The organism is Bacteroidota bacterium, from assembly GCA_016706865.1.
In the GTDB taxonomy this organism is placed as follows: Bacteria; Bacteroidota; Bacteroidia; order Chitinophagales; family BACL12; genus UBA7236.
Map to the genome: position 1 here is coordinate 903,080 of JADJIS010000003.1, position 25,112 is coordinate 928,191.

Genomic DNA, 25,112 nt, shown 5'->3' on the forward strand with positions numbered 1-25,112 from the left:
ATTTAATTACCAAATTGACAGGGATGTATTCCATTCTTTCTAAAAAAAACCTCATTTTTGGGGATATTCTGCTGGCAGGAAGGGACTATGAAGAACGACACAAAGATCATAAAATCAACTATTAGATTTCAAAATAAGGTTACGCAGGTTTTCACCGGCGAGTTTTGGACCTCCGGGCAAAGACAGGGAAATAATTTACATGAGATTGCCTACAGAGCATGTTTTAAACCTGCATTACCGGAGTATTTTATACAGCGTTACAGTAAAAAAGGCGATATCGTTTATGATCCATTTTCAGGTCGAGGTACCACTATAATCGAAGCTGCTTTGTCGGGTAGAAATATTATTGCGAATGATATTAATCCAATAAGCTCGATCTTATCAAAGGGCAGACTTATTATTCCAAATCTTTTATTATTAGAAAAAAGATTAAATATTATTCAAAATGAACCCGTTGAAAAGGAGGAACATCAACTTTTGATGTTTTATCATAAAGATACTTTCCACGAAATTTTGCAGTTGCGTCAATGGTTGAAAAAAAGAAAAAAGGAGAAAAAGGAAGATGCGTTGGATAGGTGGATACGCATGGTTGCCACTAACAGGCTTACCGGACATTCACCGGGATTTTTTTCTGTTTATACTTTACCACCTAATCAGGCAGTTACCAGAGAGCGACAAAAAAAGATCAATGTATCTCGCAAACAAAAACCGGAATATCGCAGCACGAAAGATCTTATTTTAAAAAATCGAGATCTCTTATCAAGGATATTAATGTAGCACAATTACATAATTTAAATTCAGCTTCCAACAATGCTGTTTTCATAAATAAAGATGCAGGAGATACTAAATCAATTAAAAATAATACGGTTCAATTAACTATAACCTCACCTCCATTTTTAGATGTGGTGCAATATTCGAAAGATAATTGGTTGCGTTGTTGGTTCAACGATCTGGATGCAAAAACAATTGAACAGAATATTACAATGTCGAAGACCATTGATGAATGGATTGTTGTTATGCAAAAAGTATTCAACGAATTATATCGCATCACAAAACCGGGAGGAATATTGGCATTTGAAGTAGGAGAGGTGCGCAAAGGAAAAATAAAGTTAGAGGAATATGTTTTGCCTATGGGATTAAAAGCGGGATTTAATTGCAAACATATTATCATTAATGCCCAAAATTTCACCAAAACTGCAAATATCTGGGGCGTTCATAATAATGTTAAAGGAACGAATAGTAATAGGATAGTGGTGTTTGAGAAAAAGGGGTAGGGGGAAATATAGAATCACAGCCCAGCCACTGTACTGTCTTCACCCAGCCAAGTGCCGCAGCAGTGTCTTCACCCGGAAAAAATCACAATATTATTTTATTATTGATTAATTTGAATACGAATTCTATCATGCTTCCAGTATGGTCATCGGATCGGCAGCGTCACCCCGAAACCGCCGCAGCAGTGTCTTCACCCGGAAAAAATCTGAGCATCAATTTAACATTGTTTATTTTGATCTCGACTACCATCATGATTTCTGATTTGGTGAGACGCTGCTGCACCTCATGGATCGGCAGCGTCTCATGGGCTAGTTTATTTAATAGGAATGAAGACACTGCCTTTGCAATTCGTTGTGGTGAGACACTGCTGCTGCCATGGATCGGCAGCGCGTTTCATAGCTAACTTATTTAAAAGGAATGAAGACACTGCCTTTGCATCAAATTTCAATTCCCATTCAAACTCCAATCATACTCATAAAAACTTACCGTATAATTAGTTGGAATAGCAGACGTTCTATATTTATTAATATAAATAATTGCAGAACCGGAAGTTTTAATAAAATCATCTTTATACCAATCGAAGATCTTTGAAATTTTTACTGTTTTAGTTTTTTCATCAATTTTAATAAAAGAATTATCATTTATAGCAATTTTTGTCTGTGTATCAAGTTGCGCTTGAACTTTATCGGGTGTATAGGCTTCATTTATTATTTTGGGACAACCTTTGGCAGCGCAAACCAATACAAAATGCACTCTTGGATCGGGACGTAATTTTTTATTTTCCAGATCGTTAAGGGTCATATAACTTCCTGCAACGGCATGTTTTTTAGTATCAAAAAATCCGGTTATATCTGTTGGTTTGGCTAAAGGCAAATTATCGATCACCGTTTTTATTACTAATAAGTTATAAGAATTAATATAAAATGCAGTGGCAGTATTTTTATCGGCTCCAGTTAAATCAGCTTTACCAATAAAATTTATTAGCTTCTGAAGAGAATCAGGATCATTTTTAATCGCTGTATAATTTACTTTTCCATCAATAATAAATTTATTAAAAAAGGAATTTGCCGAAGTGAAAAAATCTGTTAATGTCTCCGTTGGATAAACAATTGTTTCGGAAATATTTGTGTCGGGAGTTTCTGATTTAGATTTTGCAAAAAGCACAACATTACAAAAGCAAAATAGCAGAAATATTGTTTTTTTCATATTTAATAGTTAATTCTGAATTTACGTTTATAATTCAGAGCCGGTTTCTTCAAAGTTAGCCTTAATTTTGCATCCTACGAATAATGGATACCATGGATCAAATGAAAGAAAGGATAGAACATTCTATAACGCATACCGTTAAAGCTATTTTTCCCAATACAACCAATCACTACGATACGCTTTTTGGTGGAACGGCTTTGATGTGGATGGATGAAGTTGCATTTATTACGGCTACACGTTTCAGCAGACAAAAAATGGTAACAGTATCCAGCGATAGGGTAGATTTTAATAAACCGGTTCCGGCAGGTACCATTGCCGAATTAATTGGAAAAGTGAGCCATATCGGCACCACCAGTGTAATTATAAAGGTTGAGGTCTATATTGAACAAATGTACAGCGACCACAGAGAAAAGGCAATGGAAGGCACTTTTACCATGGTAGCTATAGGGGATGATAAAAAGCCGGTGAAGATCAGGTGGTGAGTGGGGAGTGGTGAGTAGTGAGTCAGTAACATTGGAGATTTTTCCTCCGTATAAAACTATTGCAACAAGTTGAACAAGTCGCAGTCACAGTCTCAGTGGGCAGTTTGTTGCCATCGAAATTTTCCTCCGGACAAAACTCAGAACACAAAACCCAGAACTCAGAACAAAAAACGAGAACTTAAAGGTTTAAAATAACTTAAGAAAAACCTGGAACTAATAAGATCAAGTCAACCTAACCGCCGTCCCGCTCGCCGAAACCATGAGCATGCCATTTCTAATAGTTTCGTAGTCAAGATCGATGCCGACAATTGCGTCAGCGTTAAGAGATTCTGCTTTTTCGCCCATTTCGCGGAGAGCTGTGTCCTTTGCTTCTCTTAAAACTTCTTCATAAGCACCTGATCTTCCGCCAACAACATCACGAACACTCGCAAAAATATCACGAAACAGGTTTGCTCCGATAATGGTTTCACCCGTTACAATGCCCAGGTACTCTTTAATTTGTTTGCCTTCAATATTATTTGTGGTGGTCAGTATCATTTTTTATGATTAAGTGTATAGATTGTTGAACAAATATAGTCAATAGGGTTGACGCAATACCATTTGAAATATTTTCGTTTATCCGAAATCAGTATATTTGTAACCAAATTCAAAAGTATGAAAAGGCTTGCCCTCTCCGTTGCGATATTAATTACACTGGCTTATGGACTTTCCTCCTGTGAAAAATGCACAGTTTGCACCGCCCAAACAATTGACGGTGATGTAGTTTCCGAATGGTGTGGCAACGAATTGGATGTGCGCGATTTTGAAAAATACTTTATCGATAGTTTGTTAAATCAGGCTGATTCCACTCCGGGATATTGTGAGCGTGGACCTGATCTTTAATGCAGCTCCCTAAAATTTTCTATTAAAAACATTAGATCCCTATAGTAGGTCTCAACCACCTTTTTATTAAATGCAGTAGAAAACACCGATGGATCCAAATAGGTAAATCGCCGGTCATGTAAAATAGCGAGGCTAAATCCTGTTTCATATACAGAAAACATTACATTATTATCGGTATGTAAATGATATTCACGTAATACATTCAATAATTGTGGAGTGGCATATTTTTTTGCAGCCTTATCATCATCACTGAAAATTGTAAGATCTTCCTGTTCTGAATTGTCAATTTTAATATCTTTTATTATTGGTAGATAATTTTTTAACAATTCATTTCCGGAACATATTATTAAATTACCATTTATCTCCGGTTTGGCATCAGCAACTATTACAATTCCGTTAAAATATTCATAGGTATGTTCAATGCCATTTTCCTTTTTGTATTTTGATGTAGCTGTTATCTCTGAAATTCGAATGTCGGTTCCATTAATATTCCCATATATGAGATTTTTTCCGGCAAAATATTCAGGTTCTCCTGTAATAATATGCGCATTTTTTAATTCCGCTAATTTTAAATGACTGGAGTGATCAACTTTTAAACCAGGATGAATAAATTCAATAATATTTGCTGTAATGGCATGGATATACGATTTTTCATATTTGCTCACAGGTATGCCGTACCAGCGCGTATACACCAAAACAAAAAGAATAATAATAACAATTGCAATTGACATCCAGGTAATCGCCTCCACAAGCATTCCAGAAAATAAAACGGTTCCGATTATGGTGTAATTAAGCAGTATTTGTTTTCTGATCTTTTCTGCTTTTTTAAGGTCGGGATAAATTTTTTCTGTATAAACTTTATCGAGATCTTTGAGGTAAGAGTCTAACATTTTGCCTGTTTATTTTTATCCCTTTTTCTTATTCGGGATCGTTTAAATTTTTTGTAATTCCTCTTTTTTTAATTGCTACTGTCAATCTGCTGACACATATCAATTTTTCATTTTCATCTGTAATTTTTATTTCCCAGATATGTATACTTGATCCCAAATGCAGAGGTAAACATTTACCATATACATATCCCTTCCGTGCACTTCTTACGTGATTTGCATTTATTTCTATTCCTAAAGAAATGTAATTATCATGGTCAATAACCAGAGCGGAAGCAACAGACCCCAAAGTTTCCGCAAGTACAACAGATGCCCCTCCATGCAATAATCCGTAAGGTTGAATTGTGCGGTGATCAACAGGCATTTTTGCCATCAGATAATTTTCGCCGAGTTCTGTAAATTCGAGACCAATATGTGAGGTCATTGTATTTTCACCCCAATGGGAAAAATGTTCAAGTGCAAGATCTTTTTTAAACCAAATTGTCATGATCAATTTCCTTCCGCTCCCGGAAATTTTTGTATAATGGTATCCACCTTATTCGGTGCTATTGTATCCTGTTTTTTGTCTAAATAGTTTTTAATTTTCCCTACTATGCTCGGAAAGAATCCCATAGAATCCGTGTTAAGAGAATCAGGTACCCAAAGTGCACAATCAAGTTGCATCATCAGCGAATCCGGAGGTGCCGTAAAACCACCGGTTACAAATTTTCTTGTTTTTGGATCCTTATTACTTTTATTCATAAATTTTCCAAAAATGGGCAAGGCGGTTGCAGCTCCCTGACCTAATGCCGTAGACCGCCAACGAATTGCCGGATCTTCAGCGCCTACCCATGCTCCCGCTACTATTCTAGAATTATAACCCACAAACCATCCATCCGTATTATCCTGCGTAGTTCCGGTTTTACCTGCAATATCCATCCCCAGACCATAAGTTCCACGCAAACGACTTGCTGTGCCTTTGTTTACAACGTTCTTCATTATCTGAATCATCATATCAGCTGTTTCCTGACTCATGGCTCGGGTCTTTTTAGCACTTTCATTCAGATATACGGTATCACCCGTAGCGGTCTCAATTCTTACAATATATTGTGGATCTACCTTTAACCCGCGATTTGCAAAACACCCGTAAGCTGTCACCATTTCTAATAATGATAAACTCGCTGTTCCCAAAGCAATAGAAGGCACTGACGGAAGTTCACTTTTTATGCCCATTTTTCTGGCCAGTTCTATCACTTTATCTTCGCCCGTATTCACTATCAGGTTAGCTGCTATGGTGTTTACAGAATAGGTCAATCCACCCATCATGGAATAATATCCCCCATAAGCTCCGTCAGAATTTCCGGGAGTCCAATTGCCATAGGTGGTCAATTTATTCGGAATGTAGGCACAAGGATCGGTGCCATTTTCAATTGCAGCTGCGTAAACGATAGGTTTAAATGTAGATCCTACCTGCCTTTTTGATCTTACGTGGTCGTATTTAAAAAATTGGTTATTTATTCCTCCAACCCAGGCCAGTATATATCCGGTTTTTGGTTCCATGGCTAAAAAACCGGTCTGCAAATAGCGCAAATGATGTTTTAAAGAATCGAGAGGGGAGAGCACAGTATCTTCCGCCCCGTTCCAGGTGAAAATGGTGGTTTCCACAGGCTCATCAAATCGTTTGTTTATCCCTTTATCACTGAATTCCTGTTCTTTTAGTCCTTTATAACGTTCGCTGCGTTTTTTGGCGGAATTTACAACATCGGTCTTAGCGTTTTTCCAGGGTTCGGTTTTGCCCCAACTCTTGTCAAATTGTTTTTGGAGATATGCCATATGTTCGGTCATGGCATCTTCGGCATATTGTTGCAATTCACCATTTATGGTGGTGTAAATTTTAAGTCCGTCGGTATAAATATCCCATTTCGTGCCGTCCTCTTTTGGATTTTTTTCTGACCATTCCTCCAATTGAGTTTTTAAATATTCGCGGAAATAGGGAGCTAAACCTTCACTCGCACTTTCACGACGGTAATTAAGAGTTATGGGTAATTGTTTAATAGAATCAGCTTCTGATTGTTTCAGATATTGATTTTTATGTGCAACCATAAGGTTTAACACTGTATTTCTGCGCACCAGTGATTTTTCTGGGTGTAAGCGCGGATTGTAAGTAGTATTTGCTTTTAATAATCCAACCAATACGGCACTTTGATCAATGGTCAGGTTAGCGGGAACTGTATTAAAAAACCGGAGTGTTCCAGCTTCAATACCATAACAATCCTCACCAAAAGGAACGGTATTAAAATACAAGGTGAGTATTTCTTCTTTGGAATAAACATCTTCCAATCTCCCTGCAATTATCATCTCCCTGAATTTATTAACAGGCATGGTAAGGGGACCATAATCTTTACGTGCATAAAGATTTTTTGATAATTGTTGGGTGATTGTGCTTCCACCTCCTGCATCATCGTTCAATATTATCGACATAATGAGCACTCTCACAAAACTCACAAAATCGACTCCATTGTGTTCGTAAAATCGCGAATCCTCGGTAGAAACAAGTGCATTTATCAGGTGATCAGGAAGGTCTTCAAATTCTGCATTGGTGCGATTTTGCAGGAAATATTTACCCAATAGAATACTGTCCTGAGAATATATCTCCGATGCTGTATAATTATTGATCTCTTTCAACTCTTTGCGGTCTGGTACTAATCCAAATGCCCCGAGTAAAATAAAAATGTATAAAACGAATAAACATCCCGCCAAAACACCGAACGATCGGAAAGAAATACGAAATACTTTAACAGGGTAGGGGTACGCTTTATTTAAAACGTCGATGTGTTTCCCAAGTAAACGTTGATAGGTGGGTTGGAACGGTCTGAATAATTTGGATAAAAATTTATTGAATGCGCCTGAATGCATAGGGCAAAGTTAGGGTTGAATTTTCTTTTTTTAGGTACATAAAAAGGAGAACTTCACAAATATATGTTTGGTTCTCCTCTGGTCCGGTATCTAAACAAAAGGGATACAACTTCGTACCCCTTTGTTTTGTGCATAGTGTAAATTTAACACTATCCATAAAAGTGAATCTCCCAATACCTCTGCAGCTTTTGTTATCCTGGTTATACCATTCAATTTTGCAGCGTTCATTTTAAGTATAATTGTATTTACATTTATTAAAATAATATTGGTGTTCATTTTTACAATATACACTATCCATATCACCCATAATTCTAATAATACCCAAACATCGTTTAAGGTAATGTAATTATTGATGATCTTGATAATTTCCACTACAGTAACAATTTTATTATCCACCACAATTTCCATTATTTTACCACCAACGATCAATAACAATACTTTGATCATTTTTTCCAAAGTTTTGGTTTTAACGTTTACGGTCAATGCATACATGTTTTCCAATATGTCGATCAACATACCGGCATTTTTATTTATATTTTTTATGATATAAATTAAGATCTTTAAGATCAATCCTGCTATTCTTTTCATCGCATAAAAATTTTATCCCCCCTTGCGGAGGTAGTTAATAGTTACAGGTTGTATAGAAATATAAAACCCGGTCTAATGCATAGCCGGGCTGAATAACACAGGACAGAATCCGTTTATTGCATCAGGTATGCATAGGTTTTGGCGGGATAAAACTTTTCGTTAAGGTGGTCATTCCATTCTTTTTTCATAATATTTATTTTCATTAAAATAAAAAACCCGAACAATAGTCCGGGCGCAAATATTTTTATACTAAAATATTCCTCATCGGATTTTATTGAACGCAATTTGTTTTGTTGAACTTTTTCTCATTCGGATGCAAATATATAGGTTTTTTTTGAAATAGGAAATAGGAAGTAGGAAGTAGGACATAGGACATAGGACATAGGACTTGATGTAGGACAAGGGAAATAGGATAGAGGACGAATTTAATTAGGAAAGAATTTATTTTAATTCCAAGGCAGCTTCAGTTTTAAAATGTAAATAAATGTGCGATTAAATTAAAACAAGTCCTGTGTCCGGTCCCAACTCAATTAAACCTTAGTGAGCCCCTCGCGAAGAGCGAGAGCCTCACTAGCATTTAAAAATATAAATACCAATATCAAACTAATCTGATATTGAAATAGAAATAAAAAATACAATCTAAATTAAACTTAATCCTATATCCCCTTTACAATGTCCTACATCAAGTCCTATGTCCTATGTCATAGGTCCTAGGTGTTGTATAGCATCACATAGGTAACACTTTTGGTCACTCCCTAGAGATCCTTGTATTTTGGGGTTGCCCTTAAGGGCGTTTAAGGGTCGATTCTATAGCAATACATAGGTAACACTTTTTCCCTTTGGCTTTAAATCAAACAAGAAGGTTATTTATTTTTTATTGTCATTGGATAATGAAGTATCTCTTTTATTTCGTCATTTTGGCGGATAATAAGCAATTGATTTTCAATATTAATTATAGCCACAACATAACTGTATTTTTAATTCAGGCTTCATAATGAAAACCTCGTTAGCCAAATGAAGTTTTAGATCGCTTCGAATAAATCTGATATAAAAATATTCCCTTCTGTTAGTGGTATTTTAATTTTTGGGTTAAGATTAGGCAGATGTATCGTGCCATTATAATAAGTAGGTGATAATTGTAACGATTTTACTTGATCTGGTGTTTTTTGCCCGTGTGCGCTGTAGCGATGATGACTATTATGGAACTGTATAAATTTTTGTTCTTGCATAGATAGATCTTCCAGATTTTTAAATGTATGCGTGTTCACAAACTTCTTCTGATAAGTATTATTAAACTGTTCGATCTTGCCGTTTCTCCAAGGTTCTCCTAAAGGAATAAAAATAACGACTACCCCTAGGCTAAGAGCAAAGCGCACAACATTTCCATAGCTTCTGGGGAATCGGTTGCTTCCCCGGAATGCTAATTCATTATCCATTTGTAAAGCGTCCGGTATGCCATGTATTTTCCAGAAGGAAGCAATGGCCTGAAGAATGTTTTCTGATGCTTTTGTGCGAACAGCTTCTACAAAACAGGTATGAGAACTTATATCTAAAATATTGACGCTATAGTATCTTCCATCACCTTTAATATATCTAGGCCCCACCAGATCTAATTGATGGGTATGAAGAAATAATTCAGGATATTCTATGGGTGATTTATAACCTGATGGCTTTGTATTTAATCCATGTTTTTTATTAATCGATTGATTGTCCATACCGAAGGAATAGGTTTAATTCCACGAAGTTCGCATTGGTATTGAATAGAAATTGCTCCGATTTGCGCCATCCTTTCGTTTACCAATTCCTTTCTGATTTGCAGAATTTGCGCCTCCAACTCAATGGATAAAGTTGAAGAGTTTTTTTTGGGTGCCTTACTTCGATCTTTAAACCAACTAAGTTCATCAGTTCTAAGGTTATATTGGTTTATCCAGTGGTGAACCCATTTGCGGCTTTTCTTAAATACAATTGCAATATGAGTTACATGTTCACCCTTTAAAAACCTTTGGACCGCCTCTTGTCTTTGCTGATACGAATTCATCACCTTTTTAGATGAGTATCAACCTTTTATGCTAAAAAAACAAAATAAAGTGTTACCTATGTAGTGCTACGATAAAAAGTGTTACCTATGTAGTGCTATTTATCACCTAGGTCCTAGGTCCTACGTCCTACGTCATATGTCCCAAACGTTGAGCTGATTCCGGACCTTATCCATCATTTTGAGTTCCGCTTCTTTCTGAGCCATGGTTTCTTCATCTGTTTTATCAAGGTGAGTATCCGGGTCAGGTGCTTTCTCCTGAATGGTTATTTCCACGAGTTTACCCTTGAGATCTTTAGGTATCTCAATATGGATATACTCCTGTTCGGATTTGATGAATTGAAAAAATTTAAACATGACGGGTGTGTTTGTGTCCTGTGAAATTAGAGAGAAGTTTTAAAAAAAACAAATTTTTTTCCCGCCTGCATCCTAATTAATCCTATTTTCGTGCTGAAATTACACTCATTATGGCGCTGATTTTAAGGGAGAGTTTACTTGATTATGCGGAGTATGCGGTGTGGAAAATAGAGGAGGAGCCTCAGTTCTATCGTTCTAAACTCATATTGAGCGATTGGGAGACGAACTATCTCGCAGCAATAAGTCACCCTAAACGCCAACTAACCTGGTTAGCGAGCAGATATCTTCTGAAATATCTTATGAATACGGAAGATTTTGTTGAATTGTTATTCGACGAACACGGAAAACCCTTTGTTTCCAATTTTGATCTTCATGTGAGTTTATCTCATAGTTTTACCTATGCAGCAGCTATAATTTCAAAGGATTACAGAGTTGGAATCGACATTGAAGAACCAAACAGAAAGATAGATATCATTAAACATAAATTTTTGTCCCAGGTTGAATTGAACCATATTGGAGATCAGGAGGAGATGAAAAAACTTTTGATCTATTGGAGCTCCAAAGAAGTGATGTATAAAATTTACGGCAAACGCAAACTCGAATTTAAGGATGATATGTACGTAAAACCCTTTTTATTAAAAGAGAGAGGAGATATTGATGGCATTTTGATGAAAGGGGGAACAGTCGCAGAATATCACATGCATTATTCACTTAAACAGGATTTCACATTAGTGGTTGGAGTGGAAAAAGAGGTTGTGGTGTTGGAAACGCTTTAACTTCGTGAAACGTGAGGCGTGAACCTGCCTGACGGCATTCAGGTCCGACCGGTATGGTGCAGTTAACACGGAATAAAGTCCGTTGTTACTAAATGGATCGTCCCTTCGGGACTGGATGTTATAGTGTGTATTTAACACGGACTAAAGTCCGTTGTTACAAGATGGATCGTCCCTTCGGGACTTTAAGTTATAGAATTAATCAAACCTTTCTTTTTAATTTAAATCCTCTATTTTTTTATCCTTTTAAATCCGCATAATCCGGGTTATCTGTGTTCCCCTTTTTTTCATTCTTTATTCCCCTTCAGATGTGTTAAAAACGTTGTGGGTTCTGAATGTGGTTTATGAGGAGCAACATGCATTGCATTACTCATTTTTCTTATTTTTTTCCGCTTTTTTCTCTTGTTTGGCTTTTTCTTCTAATGCCTTTTCACCATATTCAACAAGATCTTCATTCAATTGATTAAGATCATAAAAATCTATTATACGGGTTTTCATACCTTTATTAATATGATAATTTGTATTATCTGGAAAATAGCACACAGAACGAGTGTCGGAAAACATAATTGCTGTCAGGTGCGCATATTTGATAAAATAAGCATAACCCTGTTGGCCATTTAATACAAGGTTCGAAAATTCTGTATCGCTCATTAATTCCATTGGATAAGGAAAATGTGCCATTGCTGAATCAAGCGGAATTTCCTTATTCCAATTATTCTCGTTCATCGCTATAGTATATCCATCCAAATTAAGAATATTCTTTCTCAGAGATCTGTTGGAAAATTCAGGGTCATTTATTTTTTGCTGAACGAACCATGCACAAACGTCAATTGCATATTTAAGATCAACTTTTGTTGGAAAAAAATGAGGCAGGCGAATTCCCCAATATAATTTGTTGATGGAATTAAAATCCTCAGCAAAATCCTCGATCGGCACCAATACTAATGATCTGAAATGCATGCCTGCTCCACGTCCAACTGTTGTGTCTCTTTCATACTCGTCATCAATTGTGTAATATACATTTACTTCCGTGTCGCCATTTTTACCTACCTGAACCTGAATATCATACCTGGGAATAGTTAAAACAACTATGTTTTTAATCTCCCTTTCGTGCATACTTTTTACTTCATTATAGGTTTTATATTCTATATTGGAATGTAAAGGCCAATACTGCTCAACTGTTTCACGTAACAAGTTATTAATGGAGTCAGTTTGTTTTTTGATGCTTTCCGCAATTTCCAATTTCCCCTTTTTTACCAATAATTTATAATATCCTTCATTATAGGAAAGGGTCATTACCACTAATTTTCTTTTTGTTATTTCTATACAGTCCTCCTGATTTGCTAGCGGAGCTTTATAATTTAGAAGAATATTACCAGTTTGTGCATTAGCTGATTTACAGAAAATTATAATTGCAATGCAGAAAAAATAAAATTGAATTTTCATAAATAAAATTGTGTGTTCAAGAAATTTTAATACTTTAGAAAGGTCGTAAATAAATTCCATCCTTACTTAAGAAGTCAGCCAAACTCTTTTCTCCTCTCACCTAATTACACCCTACCGCTGACGAAGTCAGACAACTCCTTTCTCCTTTCTCCTCTACCTAATAACACCCTACCGCTGACGAAGTCAGCCCAACTCCTTTCTCCTTTCTCCTCTCTCCCTATTCCTTCACAAACGGTGTAGAAGCATTCATCCCACCCGTTTCCAATTTAATTCTATAATATCCTGCACTTAGTTCTGCAACTGGAATTGTAAGGATATTTATACCGGATGTGGTTGATATATTTTCGCTGAATACTAATTTTCCAAGAACATCATAAATTAATAATGTTCCATTTCCACTTTGCGAAATATTGTATTTAATATTTAAAATGTTGTCGGTCGGATTTGGAAATAAAGTTAATTTAAAATCATTGGAAGAATTTATAACTCCAATTTGCTGTCCATCATTTATATTAATATTATCAACGTACAAATTATTTTCGTAATCACTTATAGTGCGGAATTTTACAAACAATTGTGGTGATGTTAAATAACTTGTAAGGTCAATGGATTCATTTCTCCACTCATCATCTTCAGGCACAAATGAACTTGGTGTAACATCCGCAGTTTGAAGATCGGGATTTGCTTTTTTGTATACCGTTTCCCAGCTTGAACCACAATCTTCACTAACTAAAACCTCAAGCGTATCAGAATATACTCCGCCGTTCGTATACAAAGCATAAGCAACATCAAAAGTGAAATTAATAGTTGCCATTCCGGTAAGATCATAAGCTGGAAGTACAAATTCATCTATTTCGCCGTTCGCATCATTATCGTAATGATTCATATAAATGGAATAGGTTCCCAATGCCGCAGCATCGTTGGTTCTTTCCCAGGTGTAATAATCGTCAGGATTGCTGAGTGTATAACCGTCGTAAGGGAATCCGCTGGACTCAAATCCCTGTGATAAGGGAAGTGGGAGAGCAGTGAGATTAACAACAAAGTCTGTTTCGCTGGTATTGTCGCCGGCATCGGCATCGGTAAATCCGTTTGGATTCTCTAAGGTAACTTCGAGTGTGTGCTCGCCTTCAGTAGTAGAGATAGCAGGTAAAGAAACATTTTCAGTTGCGCCCGTAATCAATGAGCCCGACCATTCAAAGGAGGATGTAGCTCCTCCATCTATATTATAAAAGATGTCGATGGATGTAAGAACCTCAGTTCCATGATTTTTAATGGTAACCATAGGATTTACCGTAAGTTCGCAGATCGTTCCGCCTGGAAGTGATGCAATTGCCTGAGCGTCATAAGGTTGTAAACCGCAACCTTCTGAATTTGTAAGATTAAATCGTTCACCACCCGGTTCAAAAAGCGATTGAATCCGGTCCTTCTGATCCTGCGTGAAAATATTCATACAAGCATCATCGGTATAGTCCATATAATTTTGGAACATGAATCCCGGAAAATCAGGGGAACACATATCAGTTTCAGGAAAACTAGGGCAACCGTAGGTTTCCACCCTTTGGTTTGGTGTATCTCCGCAAAGATCAGAGCCGGCACAGCCACTATCGTCGCCCCAGATATGATAAAGATTCAACCAGTGGCCCACTTCATGGGTTGCAGTTCTTCCTAAATGATATGGATATCCAGCCGGCTCAAGACCAACATGTTGGAAGTGGATAACCACTCCATCTGTAGCAGCCGGACCACCTGGAAATTGCGCATATCCCAATAAAAAATCACCAATATTTCCCGACCAGAAATTTAAGTATTCATCTGCAGGCCAGGCGTCAGATCCTCCCTCAGCAGTAAATTTGATTCCTTCATCGAATCCAAAACTTGTAACATCCGTTTCAACCCTTAGAATTCCGGAAGTAGGATTTCCATCCCGGATCAATTATCGCCAGACAAAATTCTATATTACAATCCGCTGCAACTGCTCCAAATTCGTCCGGAGTATCTGTGGTATCTGCATTTAATCGTCTGAAATCTTCATTTAATATGTCGATCTGTTCCATTATTCTGGCATCAGAAATATTTTGGGTTGCAGTTTTATAAACAATATGGAAAACAACTGGAATTTTTATCGTAACCGCGCCACCCATTTTATTTTGTGACTTGCTTTTTTGAATATAGCGATTGGTAAAAGCCTCAATTTCCTGTTTCTTTTTATCGTAATCAGGATATTTTGCCTTTAATTCTGCTTCATGTTCAACAGTTGCGCATCTTGTAACCTGTGCAATTCCAGTGTGTGTAAGTAATAGAGAGACTACTAATAAAGTAAAAAATTTCTGCATAAATGAGTGGATTATTAATAAGTGTTAAAGATAGTAAATTGTAGTTAAAATGGATTTATCAATATCTTTTTGATTTGGTGCATATTACCAAACATCCAATTCAGAAAATGGAAGAATTTAACCATTAAAATATTACAAGGAAATAGCTTAAAAGGTTATGGAAAGGATAGTAGTGAATTAAAATAAAAACAGCAATTGTCCCTTTCGGGACGCTTGCTGCTTGTTTATCCCTTAAAAACAGGTCAAATATACAGCTTTATATGTTTTATCCTAATTTTTTTGAAAAAATATTTTCATTTCCATCTAATAAAGCCCCTAACCGCTCAAATAAGCTGAACTATTAAAATTCTGATAGTCAAATACGGTATATACGAAGGTTTATGGAAAACACGTTATTTGTTCATCAACACACAAAAAGTAAACACCCATAAATTGTTCGCTTATGAAACTACTCGCATTTTCCACCATTGTTGTCCTTTTATCCTTCCAGATTCCAAATGTTCCATTGGAAAAAATTGCGATTCCAGATACTGAATCAGATACTACCGATGTGTTGTCAGAAGTGCTGGCGATAAATGCAGATCCGGCGAATAAATTAAGCAGCAGTTTTCGTCAGGGTCACGTAAGTGATTTTCCCTTTACCGATTATTTTACTCAAACAGAATATGGCTACAAAATAAAATTACCGGCAACAAACAATGTTCCCACTCCAACCTGGAATGATAATAAAATTTATGTGAGCGGAGGATTTGGAAGCAAACAATTTTTAAGTTTTCACGCAGAAACAGGGGAATTAAATTGGGGAATTAATTTGGATGATGACGGTCCATCATCTTGTGTAATTGAGGATGGAGTTGTTGTTTTTAATACGGAGTCATGCACCATTTTTGCATGTGATGTAAATACAGGAAAACATTTATGGTCGTGGTGGCTCGGCGATCCATTAATGTCGACACCAACCGTTGCAAATGGAATTGTTTATTCTTCTTATCCATGTAATACCAATTATACCTATAATGTTGATGGCGAATATCTTGATCAACAAAATATTTCTTCCAATAATGTAAAAGTTACATCCCAAAACACCGGTAATTATTCTCACGCAATAATTGCAATGGAATTAAAGACAGGAAAAATACTTTGGCAAAAAAGAATAGAGGGTGATATTTTATCAGCACCAATTGAGGAAGAAGGTAAACTTCATGTTGTAACTTTTGCAGGTGTATATTATATACTCGATGCTGTTACCGGTGAATTTACCTCTGCTAAAAAATGTCGTGCTACTTCCGCTCCGGTATTACATAACGGCAGAGCGTATTACAGTCAACGTGGCGACAAAGCCGGCGAGGCAGTTTCAGAGCTGGTTACAGGTTATAATTACGAATTAAATGCAGTTGATTTCAGCACGGAAAAAAAACAAGCAGCTTATCTTGATAAAAGTGTTCAAAGCAGTTCAAAACTAAAAATGGAAAGTAACAGCAGTGATGCAGGAAATGGTTTTGGTGGTGGAGCGCCTGCTTCATCAAATTGGATGGCAGCAAATGAAAATATCGGACAAAGCAATGTGAGTTCACTCCAAAATTTTTATGGAAGTCGCGTTACAGCAACAGCAGATGTTCAATTTAATATGATGGGTGATACACTTTTTTGTATGGATAATATTACCGGAAAAGAAAAATGGAAATATGCTGTTTCAGGAAATTTAAAACAGGAAGGTGGATATTTAGCAACTGCTCCCATAGTGGCAGGAAAATATATTATTACAGGAACTCTGCAAGGAGAAATTATTTTAATGAATCAATTAACGGGAGCTGCAGAAAAAAAATATTATGTGAACGAACCGATCCGTTCACAACCTATTGCTATGAACGGATGGATCTATGTAACTACTACAGCCGGTAATTTATGTGCCATTAACACCTTTGATGTTACAATCAGCGGCTGGCCAATGTTGGGTGCCGATAATAAACACAGTAATAAAATATTGTAATTAAATTATCGCTTTACACTTCAATTCTTTTTAAGGAAGAACATGTGTTGCATCATAATTGTATATTCTGGTAATATCTTTATTGGTGATAATTCCCAAAATAATTCCTTCTTTTACAACTGGAACTGCTTGAAATTTCCCTTCAGCTAAAATTTCCAAAACATCTTTTTGTGAGGAATCCGGCTCCACCGTAACTGGATCGGGAGTCATTACTTCACTTATTTTAAATCTTTTGTTCAGGTTAAAATGTGTGATACTTACATCTTCCTTAATTATACCAGACATGAAATTAAGCATATCATTAATACTGATAATTCCAATAAGTCTATCGTCGTCAGCAACAGGTAAGTGTTGAATTTTATATGTAGTAAAAAATTCCATTACCTGATCGAAGGTATTATGTACATTGGCAACAATTACTGCGCCTGTCATGAAATCGGATGCGTTGCGTTTAAAGATCATAATTTTAAATTTTTGGAGTAAAATTCTGTTTTAATCATAAACATAGAAATGATTAATATCACTTTTTTTGGTGAGATTGGAGGGGGAGGGGAATGGTGAGTGGGGAGTAGGGAGTAGTGAGTATGCACCTCGATAGCCGGAAGTTATTACTCCTCACTAATGAGTAATGAGTTATGCCCGCCCGGATGACCCGGTCGGACGGGAGTAATGAGTTTGCGCCTCGATAGCCGGAATTTGTTTACCCTTGACTAATGACTCCTGACAGATGAGAAATGAGTGATGAGAAATGAGGTTGTCCATCGATAGCCGGAAGTTGTTTACACTTGACTAATGACTCCTGACTGATGAGAAATGAGTTATGCCCGCCCGGATGACCCGGTCGGACGGGAGTAATGAGTTTGTCCATCGATAGCCGGAAGTTGTTTACACTTGACTAATGACTCCTGACTAATAACCAATGACTCACTTGGCCGGATTCACGCCTCACGATTGACGATTCACGCCCCACCTCTCACGCCATCCCCCTCATTTCCCGCTTCCGGGTTGTAAAAACGAATATTTCGATCCGTAGTACAACATTTGTTCCGTAAAATTATCGGGATAGGAGACAGTTACATCTATCACATTTCCTGCATCATCCATAACGGGAGTTAATAGTGGATTTATAAATCCAAAATAAGGTGGAATATTTAATTTTTCTGATCTTGCTAAAACTTCTTTGTGTAAATCCTCGTCAACCTGAACGCCATACGTTTCCACAAGGTCCATTCCGGCTTTAAAATCACCTTCAGATTTTATGCGTTGAATTTCACGCAATAATTCTCCAAAAAGTTTTCTTAATGCATCATAATCATTTACCACAAAATACGTTTTTCCATTTTCGAATTTTCTTTCTATCACATTACTTGACTTTCCTTTAGCATAGGCCCAGGCTGCGATCATCTGACGATTGCGCATATGTGATTCTTCCACCGTTTTACCTGGTTCAATTCTGCGCAATTGCACCATTAATCCGTTGCGGATATAACTGTCGTATTGTGTTTTTCCCACTTCAATATCCGGAATCAAACCCCACTCCACTAATTTAGGATCCATTATATAATATAATCCAACGAGATCAGCGCGAGCTTCTTCTAAAACATTTGCGTAATTTTTTAAAGTTTCTTTTGGTGTTCCAATTCCTTTATTAATTTTTCCACTTGCATGACCAATTACCTCATGCATTGCAGTATGCATTTTTCCGGAAATAGATCCGAATTTTATTGCTCTTTCTTTTTCTTCCGCACTGTAACAAAATTCATCCAGCATTCCTGAACTTCCTGCTTGTTCGTAAGCATAACCAATATTTCCCAGGCTTACAGATTTAGAACCAAAATCGGCTCTGATCCAGTTTGCATTTGGTAAATTAACACCTATGGGAGTAGCAGGAGAGGCATCACCGGCTTCACCGGCAACATTTACAACCTTATAAGAAACACCTACAACCGAATCTTTTTTATGCTCTTTTAAAATTGGTGATTGGTCTTCAAACCATTGAGCATGCTGCGATAATGTGGACATTCTTTCTGACGCATCAAAATCTTTTAACTCCACTATCGATTCAAATGATCCTCTAAATCCTAATGGATCATTATATACTTCAATAAAAGAATTGATATAATCAATATCGCCTTCGGTTTCTTTAACCCATTCAATATTATATTCATCCCAGGTTTTAAGGTCACCGGTTTTATAATAGGAAATGAGCAGATTTAAAGCCTTGGCTTGTTGTGCATTTTCTGCAACGGTTACTGCTTTTTCTAACCAAAAAATTATTTGTTTTATAGCAGAACCATACATGCCTTCTGCAATCCATAGTCTTTCTTCAATACCTTTCTCAGTTTTTACTAATTGCGAATTTAATCCGTATGAAATTGCTGTGGTATCACTTTTATCTATTATCTTGGAGTAATATTCCTCAGCATCTTTTTGCGAAACATCAACACCATAAAAATTGGTTGCAGAGGTAAGTAAAAGATCTGCATCAGAATCAAGATTTACTTTTTTATTGTCCAGTTCGGGATCAAACATAATATTGATCACATTTTCTGAAAGTTTAGTATCTGTTGCAATTAAAAGAGACTTGAAATATTCTTTTGAAAAACCGGGCATTATTTTATCCATGGAATAATGGTGATGAATTCCATTACTGAACCAAACTCTTTTGGTATACACTAAAAAGGAACTCCATTCACCGGATGTTTTGCTCCCTGAATATTTGGTAACAATATTTTCCAGTGCTTTTCTTATCTCCAGATTATGCCTGTAATTCTGATCATAAATGATATCTCTGCCACAGTATCCTGCCTGCGTAAGGTAGTAAACCAGCGTTTTTTGTTTAACAGTTAACTTTTCCCATCCCGGAATGGTATATCTCAAAATTCCAAGATCTGCAAATTGTTCTGTTTGCCAGGTAAAACTGTCGCCAAGAATGTCTTCTGCCTGGCCTTTACCGCTTGTAAGTATTTGTTCGGGCTGCTGAGCGATGAGTTGCAGCGATGTAAATGCAATAAATAATACTATTAATTTTTTCATTAGTTCATTTTTCTGTGATTGCAAATTTCGTCAAATCGGAGCAAAAGTTATAATTCCTTGTGATTTTAGAGGATTTAGTGATTCCAAACGCCATTTTAAGCATCCCATGGCTCAAGTGTTTTGTAACTAAAAAATAATAATTGTTAAATTGCGTTATTATTATCAATTATTCCAAATTATTGGTAACTTTAAACTCTAAATCTATAAATATGAATCTTAAAACATTATTAGCTACTCTAACCCTTGTTTTTATAGTAGGAATTTCAATTTGGGCGATGACGGCCACAACTGCAGGTGCAGAACATAATAATTCAGCTGCAACGGAGCAAATGGGTTCTGAAAAACCTGCTCATTGCGATCCATCAAATTGTACACCTGATCAAGCAGCAAAATGTCCTTATGGCAACAAAGCACAAATGAGCACAACTGCCAATGCTAAATCAGATAATATTTGTCCTGAAACAAAAGAATGTCCTCCCTCAAAATGTAATACTTCCGCTAAATCGGAAAAGGCTACATTATAATTATTTAATAATATTTAATTTACAAAACAACCGCAGATTTCTACGGTTGTTTTAGTTTGTACCACTACTGAGACCCTCGCTGTGAGCGAGAGCCTCAGTAATCAAAGTGCCGCAGCAGTGTCTTCACCAGGAATTAATCTGCAGCATCTCACCGTTTTAGTGAGGAGGAAATATATACTTGTAATTAAAATAAATTAATTAAAATATCTTAAATTATTTTCCTGTGAAAACACTGTCGGGGCAGTGCTCTACGAAACCCTGCTACACCAGGATTGGCAAGTAAAAATCATAGTTTAGTTTAACGAATATCACTATTTGCAAGTAACTTAATCCTTTATTTTACAGAGAAATAAGTTCTAAACAAAATAAATTAAACATATGAAAAAGTCAACATATTTAATGTTATTGATGCTCGGCATCTTTGCATTTACAAATTCGTGCAAAAAAAGTATTTTGGATGTAAATGAGGAGTTTTATATCAGCACCTCTATGGTTGTTGTGGGTTCAAATGCAGCGTTTACGGGTGAAGAATTACTGGATGCAGTGGCTGAAAGTGATCTCATAGATAAATATGCATCACATATTAAATCGATTGAAATATTGGAAGTTAAATATTATGTTTCTTACTTTAATGGTACTTTAACACAGAAAATAAACAATGGTGTATTTAGTATTGCAGATGCAAATGGAAATGGTGTTTATCAGATGGCAAGTGTGAGTGATATCAACCTTTCACAAGCAACGATAGAGAGTGCATTAAGCTTTAATCAAACTGCAGTAGATAAATTATCTGACCTCATAAAAAACGATCCGCACAAAGCCATGGTTTATTTATCGGGAGATGTAAATGAAACACCCGTAGATTTTATAGTTACTCTAAAATTTAAAATTAAAATGGTGGCAGAAGTAATTTAGAAGACATCTCCGGTTTCATACATTTAGTGAAACACACATAGTATTTAGGGTTCTTGGGTTTTAAATAAATGCCGGCTGTAAATGCCGGCATTTTATTAAAGTTTCCGTTAAAATAGTTTGTTCCACTACTGAGACCTTCGCTGGTAGCGAGAGTCTAAGTTAACTTGCCAGTATAATTTAATAGTGAATTGCGTTGTGCTACAGATTCAAATGTTAATTCCAACCTCGAATCGGAGAACTCTAAATACTAAATACTATATACTATTTCTCATCTTTCCAATGCCATAAATGTAAACATGCAAAAGTTCTATATGGCTCCCATTTTGCAGATATTTTTAACATTCTTTGCCTCATTTCTTTTTTATCTTCCGCATTTAAATTATACATTTTTATCATCGCAGATTGTATACCAAAATCATCAACTGCAAATACATCTTCACGACCAAGTGCAAACATCAATAACATTTCAACGGTCCATTTTCCAACTCCTTTAATTTGGGTTAAATAAGTGATCACTTCTTCATTGCTCATCTTATTTAATTTTTTCGCACTCATGCCATTTTCTATTTCAAAATTTGCAACATTTAAAATATAATTCGCTTTTGCATTTGATAAACCAATTGCGCGTAAAGTCTCAAATTTGGTTTCCACAATTTGTTTTGCTGTTGGTTCTTTTCCCTTATAAAGTTCAATAAAGCGCTGGTGAAATACTGCGGCAACTTTAGTAGATAATTGCTGACTCATTATACTATAACATAAATACAAACAGATATTTTTTTCCTGTTTTAATACAAAAGAATCTCTGTTATCGATCAGGGTTTTTAACTTTTTGTCTTTGGATAGATGTATTTGATATGCCGACATAAAATTCATGAATTATTCAGGCCGCAAATTAAGAAGATTCTTGTTTATACTGTCGGGTCAATTATACCTTTTGTATCTTCGCAAAAAACTTTTTTAGATGAAGAAAATTCTTTTTTATACGTTGTTCGTTTTTGTTTCAGGAAGTGGTTTTTCTCAGGTAATGAGTCCGGAATTGCTTTGGAGCCTCGGAAGGGTAGGGGCAGAAACTATTTCACCCGATGGTAATAATGTTATATTCGGTGTAACCAATTATAATATAGAAGCTGGAACTTCTGAAAGAAATCTCTTTAAGGTTGCAACAGATGGTGGAAATCCAGTTCAATTAACAACGGCAAAAGGAGGGGAGAATGCTGTAATGACATTACCCGGTGGTAAAATGGGTTATATGTTCAATGGACAGATCTGGCAATCGGAATGGGACGGAACCGGAGCAATTCAACTTACAAAATATGAAGGTGGCCTAAATAATGTGCGTTTTTCGCCAAATGGAATGTATATCATGTATTCCAAAGAGATCAAAATGGATAAAGTGATGGCTTCAGAAATATATCCTGATCTAACCGGTTCCAATGTGCGTGTTATAAATGATCTTAATTATCGCCATTGGGATACCTGGGAAGACGGTGCATACCAACATGTTTTTTATGCGAAGTGGAATAATGGAACTATAACGGAAGAAATTGATATTATGGCGGGACAGAAATTCGATTGTCCTCAAATGCCCTTCGGTGGTACTGAAGATATGGTTTGGCATCCTGATAGTAAACGTATCGTGTATGTAACAAAACAAAAAACCGGAGCTCAGTATGCTACCAGCACGAATACGGATATTTTCGTTTACAACCTCGAAACCGGGAAAACACAAAATTTTACGGAGGGAATGATGGGTTACGATACCAATCCAAATTTATCGCCCGACGGAACTAAAATGGCCTGGTTAAGTATGGAAACTGATGGTTTTGAAGCGGATAAAAACAGATTGTACATCCTTGAGAAAAAAACAGAGACCAAAGTTGATGCAACTGCAAGTTTTGATGAATCAATAGATGCTATTCGCTGGAGTTTGGACGGAAAGTTTATATACTTTACAGCACCAATCGACGGAACAATTCAACTTTTTGAATTGGATGTTACCAATGTTTTCACCAAAGTAGATGCCGGAGGTAGAAAAGTGAACCCTGTTCGCAAGATCACTAAAGGTGATTTTGATATTACGGGTATTGTTGGTGAAGTTAAAGGCCAATTAATTGTTACCCGCACCGATATGAACCACGCAACAGAAATTTATAGCATGAATGTCACAACGGGCGATATGACTGCGCTCACAACCACTAACAAAAGTCAGTACGACAAGATAAAAATGGGTAAAACCGAACGAAAAATGGTGAAAACCAGCGATGGTAAAGAAATGCTCGTTTGGTTCATTTATCCACCGGATTTTGATCCGAATAAAAAATATCCAACCCTTTTATATTGTCAGGGCGGTCCCCAAAGTGCATTAACCCAATTTTATTCCTTCAGATGGAATTTTCAACTTATGGCTGCAAAAGGTTATATAATTGTTGCTCCTAACAGACGAGGAATGCCGGGACATGGAACTGCCTGGAATGAGGAAATTAGTGGTGATTGGGGCGGACAAGCAATTAGAGATTATTACAGCGCAATAGATTACGCTAAAACGCTTCCATATGTTGATGGTGAAAGATGCGGTGCTGTTGGAGCAAGTTATGGTGGCTATAGCGTTTACATGATGGCCGGAACACATAACGGACGATTCAAATCCTTCATTGCTCACGACGGATTGTTTAACCTGAGTTCATTTTATGGAACCACAGAGGAAGTTTGGTTTTCCGACTGGGATATGGGTGGACCTTACTGGGAAGCTGGTGAACACCAAAAAAGTTATAGCGACTTCAACCCTATTAATTTTGTAGCTAATTGGAACACTCCAATTTTGATCTACCAAGGCGGAAAAGATTTCAGAACTACAGAAGATCAGGCGTTTCAAGCATTTCAGGCCGCTCAGCTACGCGGAATCAAGTCGAGATTCGTGTATTTGCCCGACGAAAACCATTGGGTGCTGAAATGCCACAATGCATTAGCCTGGCAGCGCGAGTTTTACAAGTGGTTGGAAGAAACCTTGTAGATCTAGTAATACTTTTTAAAATGCCTTTGCAACTACAAATTGTAAAGGCATTTTTTATGAAATTTCGGGGATAACTTTCAGTAAATGTGTTTCTATTTCCAGTGAATATTTCCATGTATTTTCCACTCAGCTAAATAAGAAATTACTCTGTGAACCTGATACAATATAGTCTGTATGCATATATCATATATATTAATTGTTAATCAATGGCAAAATTGTATATTGTTAGATATCAATGTTTTAGGTAATATTATTTGCCCATAATGTACTTGCGTTATGTTAATGCAGCTATCGCAATCAAGGTTAAAATCTTAAAAGCGTGGCTTGTGTTGTTTGTATTTATTTACTCACCTGCAAAAAGAATGAGAATGTATTGGGAATATTGCGAAAAAGTTACAATTAATGAGTCTAACGTGCTTGGAATTTTAAAGCTTTTCCGACTAAATAAACTATCTCGTTCCGAATGGTATCGTCTTTACAA

General features: G+C 36.4%; 22 protein-coding genes and 1 pseudogene. 8 read left to right on the forward strand and 15 right to left on the reverse strand.

Annotated elements, in window-relative coordinates; translation table 11 throughout:
- Positions 1 to 87 precede the first annotated feature (87 nt).
- Positions 88 to 1,274, forward strand: a pseudogene (locus IPI31_13285) (site-specific DNA-methyltransferase).
- A gap of 442 nt (positions 1,275 to 1,716) precedes the next feature.
- On the opposite strand, the gene IPI31_13290 reads toward IPI31_13285, so the two are convergent.
- Positions 1,717 to 2,478: a DUF547 domain-containing protein gene (locus tag IPI31_13290; protein MBK7568789.1), complete on the reverse strand. Its 762-nt coding sequence runs from the start codon at positions 2,476 to 2,478 to the stop codon at positions 1,717 to 1,719.
- 92 nt (positions 2,479 to 2,570) lie between these two features.
- On the opposite strand from IPI31_13290, the gene IPI31_13295 reads away from it, so the two are divergent.
- The gene (locus IPI31_13295) at positions 2,571 to 2,960 is read left to right on the forward strand and encodes an acyl-CoA thioesterase (GenBank protein MBK7568790.1); all 390 of its coding nucleotides are present in this window, start codon (positions 2,571 to 2,573) and stop codon (positions 2,958 to 2,960) included.
- A 222-nt stretch (positions 2,961 to 3,182) separates the two neighbouring features.
- Here IPI31_13295 and IPI31_13300 read toward each other — a convergent pair whose 3' ends face one another.
- Positions 3,183 to 3,497, reverse strand: a complete 315-nt coding sequence (locus IPI31_13300; protein MBK7568791.1) for a YbjQ family protein — start codon at positions 3,495 to 3,497, stop codon at positions 3,183 to 3,185.
- Positions 3,498 to 3,614: 117 nt separating this feature from the next.
- Between IPI31_13300 and IPI31_13305 the strand changes: the two genes are divergently transcribed.
- Positions 3,615 to 3,842: a hypothetical protein gene (locus IPI31_13305; protein MBK7568792.1), complete on the forward strand. Its 228-nt coding sequence runs from the start codon at positions 3,615 to 3,617 to the stop codon at positions 3,840 to 3,842.
- Here IPI31_13305 and IPI31_13310 read toward each other — a convergent pair.
- The 7 genes from IPI31_13310 to IPI31_13340 form a co-directional block, all read right to left on the reverse strand.
- Entirely contained in the window at positions 3,839 to 4,732 is an 894-nt protein-coding gene (locus IPI31_13310) for a DUF3137 domain-containing protein (GenBank protein MBK7568793.1), read from the reverse strand. The two genes, IPI31_13305 and IPI31_13310, sit on opposite strands and share 4 nt — an antisense overlap.
- A gap of 28 nt (positions 4,733 to 4,760) precedes the next feature.
- Entirely contained in the window at positions 4,761 to 5,216 is a 456-nt protein-coding gene (locus tag IPI31_13315; protein MBK7568794.1) for a hotdog fold thioesterase, read from the reverse strand.
- 2 nt (positions 5,217 to 5,218) lie between these two features.
- Positions 5,219 to 7,624: a transglycosylase domain-containing protein gene (locus IPI31_13320; protein ID MBK7568795.1), complete on the reverse strand. Its 2,406-nt coding sequence runs from the start codon at positions 7,622 to 7,624 to the stop codon at positions 5,219 to 5,221.
- 90 nt (positions 7,625 to 7,714) lie between these two features.
- Complete coding sequence (locus IPI31_13325; protein ID MBK7568796.1) at positions 7,715 to 8,212, reverse strand: hypothetical protein; 498 nt, start codon at positions 8,210 to 8,212, stop codon at positions 7,715 to 7,717.
- 1,022 nt (positions 8,213 to 9,234) lie between these two features.
- Entirely contained in the window at positions 9,235 to 9,927 is a 693-nt protein-coding gene (locus IPI31_13330; GenBank protein MBK7568797.1) for a transposase, read from the reverse strand.
- Positions 9,891 to 10,250, reverse strand: a complete 360-nt coding sequence (locus tag IPI31_13335) for a helix-turn-helix domain-containing protein (GenBank protein ID MBK7568798.1) — start codon at positions 10,248 to 10,250, stop codon at positions 9,891 to 9,893. Before IPI31_13335 ends, IPI31_13330 begins: the two co-directional genes overlap by 37 nt.
- Positions 10,251 to 10,382: 132 nt before the next feature.
- Positions 10,383 to 10,604 carry a hypothetical protein gene (locus IPI31_13340; protein MBK7568799.1) on the reverse strand — a complete coding sequence of 74 codons (222 nt, stop codon included), beginning with the start codon at positions 10,602 to 10,604 and terminating at the stop codon, positions 10,383 to 10,385.
- 110 nt (positions 10,605 to 10,714) lie between these two features.
- Here IPI31_13340 and IPI31_13345 point away from each other — a divergent pair, with 110 nt between their 5' ends.
- A complete protein-coding gene (locus IPI31_13345) occupies positions 10,715 to 11,380 on the forward strand; it encodes a 4'-phosphopantetheinyl transferase superfamily protein (GenBank protein MBK7568800.1) in 666 nt (221 codons plus the stop codon).
- A 363-nt stretch (positions 11,381 to 11,743) separates the two neighbouring features.
- Here IPI31_13345 and IPI31_13350 read toward each other — a convergent pair whose 3' ends face one another.
- The 3 genes from IPI31_13350 to IPI31_13360 all read right to left on the reverse strand — a co-directional run bounded on the left by IPI31_13350 (position 11,744) and on the right by IPI31_13360 (position 15,156).
- Positions 11,744 to 12,823: a hypothetical protein gene (locus IPI31_13350; protein MBK7568801.1), complete on the reverse strand. Its 1,080-nt coding sequence runs from the start codon at positions 12,821 to 12,823 to the stop codon at positions 11,744 to 11,746.
- A 217-nt stretch (positions 12,824 to 13,040) separates the two neighbouring features.
- On the reverse strand, positions 13,041 to 14,756 hold the full coding sequence (locus tag IPI31_13355; GenBank protein MBK7568802.1) for a choice-of-anchor J domain-containing protein: 1,716 nt from the start codon (positions 14,754 to 14,756) through the stop codon (positions 13,041 to 13,043).
- Positions 14,713 to 15,156, reverse strand: coding sequence for a hypothetical protein (locus tag IPI31_13360; GenBank protein ID MBK7568803.1), 444 nt, complete (start codon positions 15,154 to 15,156; stop codon positions 14,713 to 14,715). Before IPI31_13360 ends, IPI31_13355 begins: the two co-directional genes overlap by 44 nt.
- 442 nt (positions 15,157 to 15,598) lie before the next feature.
- Between IPI31_13360 and IPI31_13365 the strand changes: the two genes are divergently transcribed.
- The gene (locus tag IPI31_13365; protein MBK7568804.1) at positions 15,599 to 17,146 is read left to right on the forward strand and encodes a PQQ-binding-like beta-propeller repeat protein; all 1,548 of its coding nucleotides are present in this window, start codon (positions 15,599 to 15,601) and stop codon (positions 17,144 to 17,146) included.
- 30 nt (positions 17,147 to 17,176) lie between these two features.
- Here IPI31_13365 and IPI31_13370 read toward each other — a convergent pair whose 3' ends face one another.
- Together IPI31_13370 and IPI31_13375 are read right to left on the reverse strand one after the other, a co-directional pair.
- Positions 17,177 to 17,608, reverse strand: coding sequence for a CBS domain-containing protein (locus tag IPI31_13370; GenBank protein ID MBK7568805.1), 432 nt, complete (start codon positions 17,606 to 17,608; stop codon positions 17,177 to 17,179).
- 525 nt (positions 17,609 to 18,133) lie between these two features.
- Positions 18,134 to 20,182, reverse strand: a complete 2,049-nt coding sequence (locus IPI31_13375) for a dihydrofolate reductase (GenBank protein ID MBK7568806.1) — start codon at positions 20,180 to 20,182, stop codon at positions 18,134 to 18,136.
- 209 nt (positions 20,183 to 20,391) lie between these two features.
- Here IPI31_13375 and IPI31_13380 point away from each other — a divergent pair, with 209 nt between their 5' ends.
- On the forward strand, positions 20,392 to 20,706 hold the full coding sequence (locus tag IPI31_13380; protein MBK7568807.1) for a hypothetical protein: 315 nt from the start codon (positions 20,392 to 20,394) through the stop codon (positions 20,704 to 20,706).
- 378 nt (positions 20,707 to 21,084) lie between these two features.
- On the forward strand, positions 21,085 to 21,621 hold the full coding sequence (locus IPI31_13385) for a hypothetical protein (protein ID MBK7568808.1): 537 nt from the start codon (positions 21,085 to 21,087) through the stop codon (positions 21,619 to 21,621).
- A 261-nt stretch (positions 21,622 to 21,882) separates the two neighbouring features.
- On the opposite strand, the gene IPI31_13390 is transcribed toward IPI31_13385, so the two are convergent.
- Positions 21,883 to 22,485, reverse strand: coding sequence for a DNA-3-methyladenine glycosylase 2 family protein (locus IPI31_13390; GenBank protein MBK7568809.1), 603 nt, complete (start codon positions 22,483 to 22,485; stop codon positions 21,883 to 21,885).
- A 97-nt stretch (positions 22,486 to 22,582) separates the two neighbouring features.
- Between IPI31_13390 and IPI31_13395 the strand changes: the two genes are divergently transcribed.
- Positions 22,583 to 24,631 (forward strand): S9 family peptidase, encoded by a 2,049-nt coding sequence (locus tag IPI31_13395; protein ID MBK7568810.1) that lies wholly within the window; start codon positions 22,583 to 22,585, stop codon positions 24,629 to 24,631.
- The last annotated feature ends 481 nt before the right edge of the window (positions 24,632 to 25,112 follow it).

What these genes read in the sequence shown, in the direction of transcription:
- IPI31_13330 (MBK7568797.1), bottom strand. Translation starts at nt 9,927, where the DNA reads ATGGACAATCAATCGATTAATAAAAAACATGGATTAAATACAAAGCCA.
- IPI31_13385 (MBK7568808.1), top strand. Translation starts at nt 21,085, where the DNA reads ATGAAAAAGTCAACATATTTAATGTTATTGATGCTCGGCATCTTTGCA.
- IPI31_13300 (MBK7568791.1), bottom strand. Translation starts at nt 3,497, where the DNA reads ATGATACTGACCACCACAAATAATATTGAAGGCAAACAAATTAAAGAG.
- IPI31_13370 (MBK7568805.1), bottom strand. Translation starts at nt 17,608, where the DNA reads ATGATCTTTAAACGCAACGCATCCGATTTCATGACAGGCGCAGTAATT.
- IPI31_13310 (MBK7568793.1), bottom strand. Translation starts at nt 4,732, where the DNA reads ATGTTAGACTCTTACCTCAAAGATCTCGATAAAGTTTATACAGAAAAA.
- IPI31_13320 (MBK7568795.1), bottom strand. Translation starts at nt 7,624, where the DNA reads ATGCATTCAGGCGCATTCAATAAATTTTTATCCAAATTATTCAGACCG.
- IPI31_13360 (MBK7568803.1), bottom strand. Translation starts at nt 15,156, where the DNA reads ATGCAGAAATTTTTTACTTTATTAGTAGTCTCTCTATTACTTACACAC.
- IPI31_13380 (MBK7568807.1), top strand. Translation starts at nt 20,392, where the DNA reads ATGAATCTTAAAACATTATTAGCTACTCTAACCCTTGTTTTTATAGTA.
- IPI31_13305 (MBK7568792.1), top strand. Translation starts at nt 3,615, where the DNA reads ATGAAAAGGCTTGCCCTCTCCGTTGCGATATTAATTACACTGGCTTAT.
- IPI31_13340 (MBK7568799.1), bottom strand. Translation starts at nt 10,604, where the DNA reads ATGTTTAAATTTTTTCAATTCATCAAATCCGAACAGGAGTATATCCAT.
- IPI31_13395 (MBK7568810.1), top strand. Translation starts at nt 22,583, where the DNA reads ATGAAGAAAATTCTTTTTTATACGTTGTTCGTTTTTGTTTCAGGAAGT.
- IPI31_13365 (MBK7568804.1), top strand. Translation starts at nt 15,599, where the DNA reads ATGAAACTACTCGCATTTTCCACCATTGTTGTCCTTTTATCCTTCCAG.
- IPI31_13290 (MBK7568789.1), bottom strand. Translation starts at nt 2,478, where the DNA reads ATGAAAAAAACAATATTTCTGCTATTTTGCTTTTGTAATGTTGTGCTT.
- IPI31_13335 (MBK7568798.1), bottom strand. Translation starts at nt 10,250, where the DNA reads ATGAATTCGTATCAGCAAAGACAAGAGGCGGTCCAAAGGTTTTTAAAG.
- IPI31_13345 (MBK7568800.1), top strand. Translation starts at nt 10,715, where the DNA reads ATGGCGCTGATTTTAAGGGAGAGTTTACTTGATTATGCGGAGTATGCG.
- IPI31_13375 (MBK7568806.1), bottom strand. Translation starts at nt 20,182, where the DNA reads ATGAAAAAATTAATAGTATTATTTATTGCATTTACATCGCTGCAACTC.
- IPI31_13350 (MBK7568801.1), bottom strand. Translation starts at nt 12,823, where the DNA reads ATGAAAATTCAATTTTATTTTTTCTGCATTGCAATTATAATTTTCTGT.
- IPI31_13315 (MBK7568794.1), bottom strand. Translation starts at nt 5,216, where the DNA reads ATGACAATTTGGTTTAAAAAAGATCTTGCACTTGAACATTTTTCCCAT.
- IPI31_13325 (MBK7568796.1), bottom strand. Translation starts at nt 8,212, where the DNA reads ATGAAAAGAATAGCAGGATTGATCTTAAAGATCTTAATTTATATCATA.
- IPI31_13390 (MBK7568809.1), bottom strand. Translation starts at nt 22,485, where the DNA reads ATGTCGGCATATCAAATACATCTATCCAAAGACAAAAAGTTAAAAACC.
- IPI31_13295 (MBK7568790.1), top strand. Translation starts at nt 2,571, where the DNA reads ATGGATCAAATGAAAGAAAGGATAGAACATTCTATAACGCATACCGTT.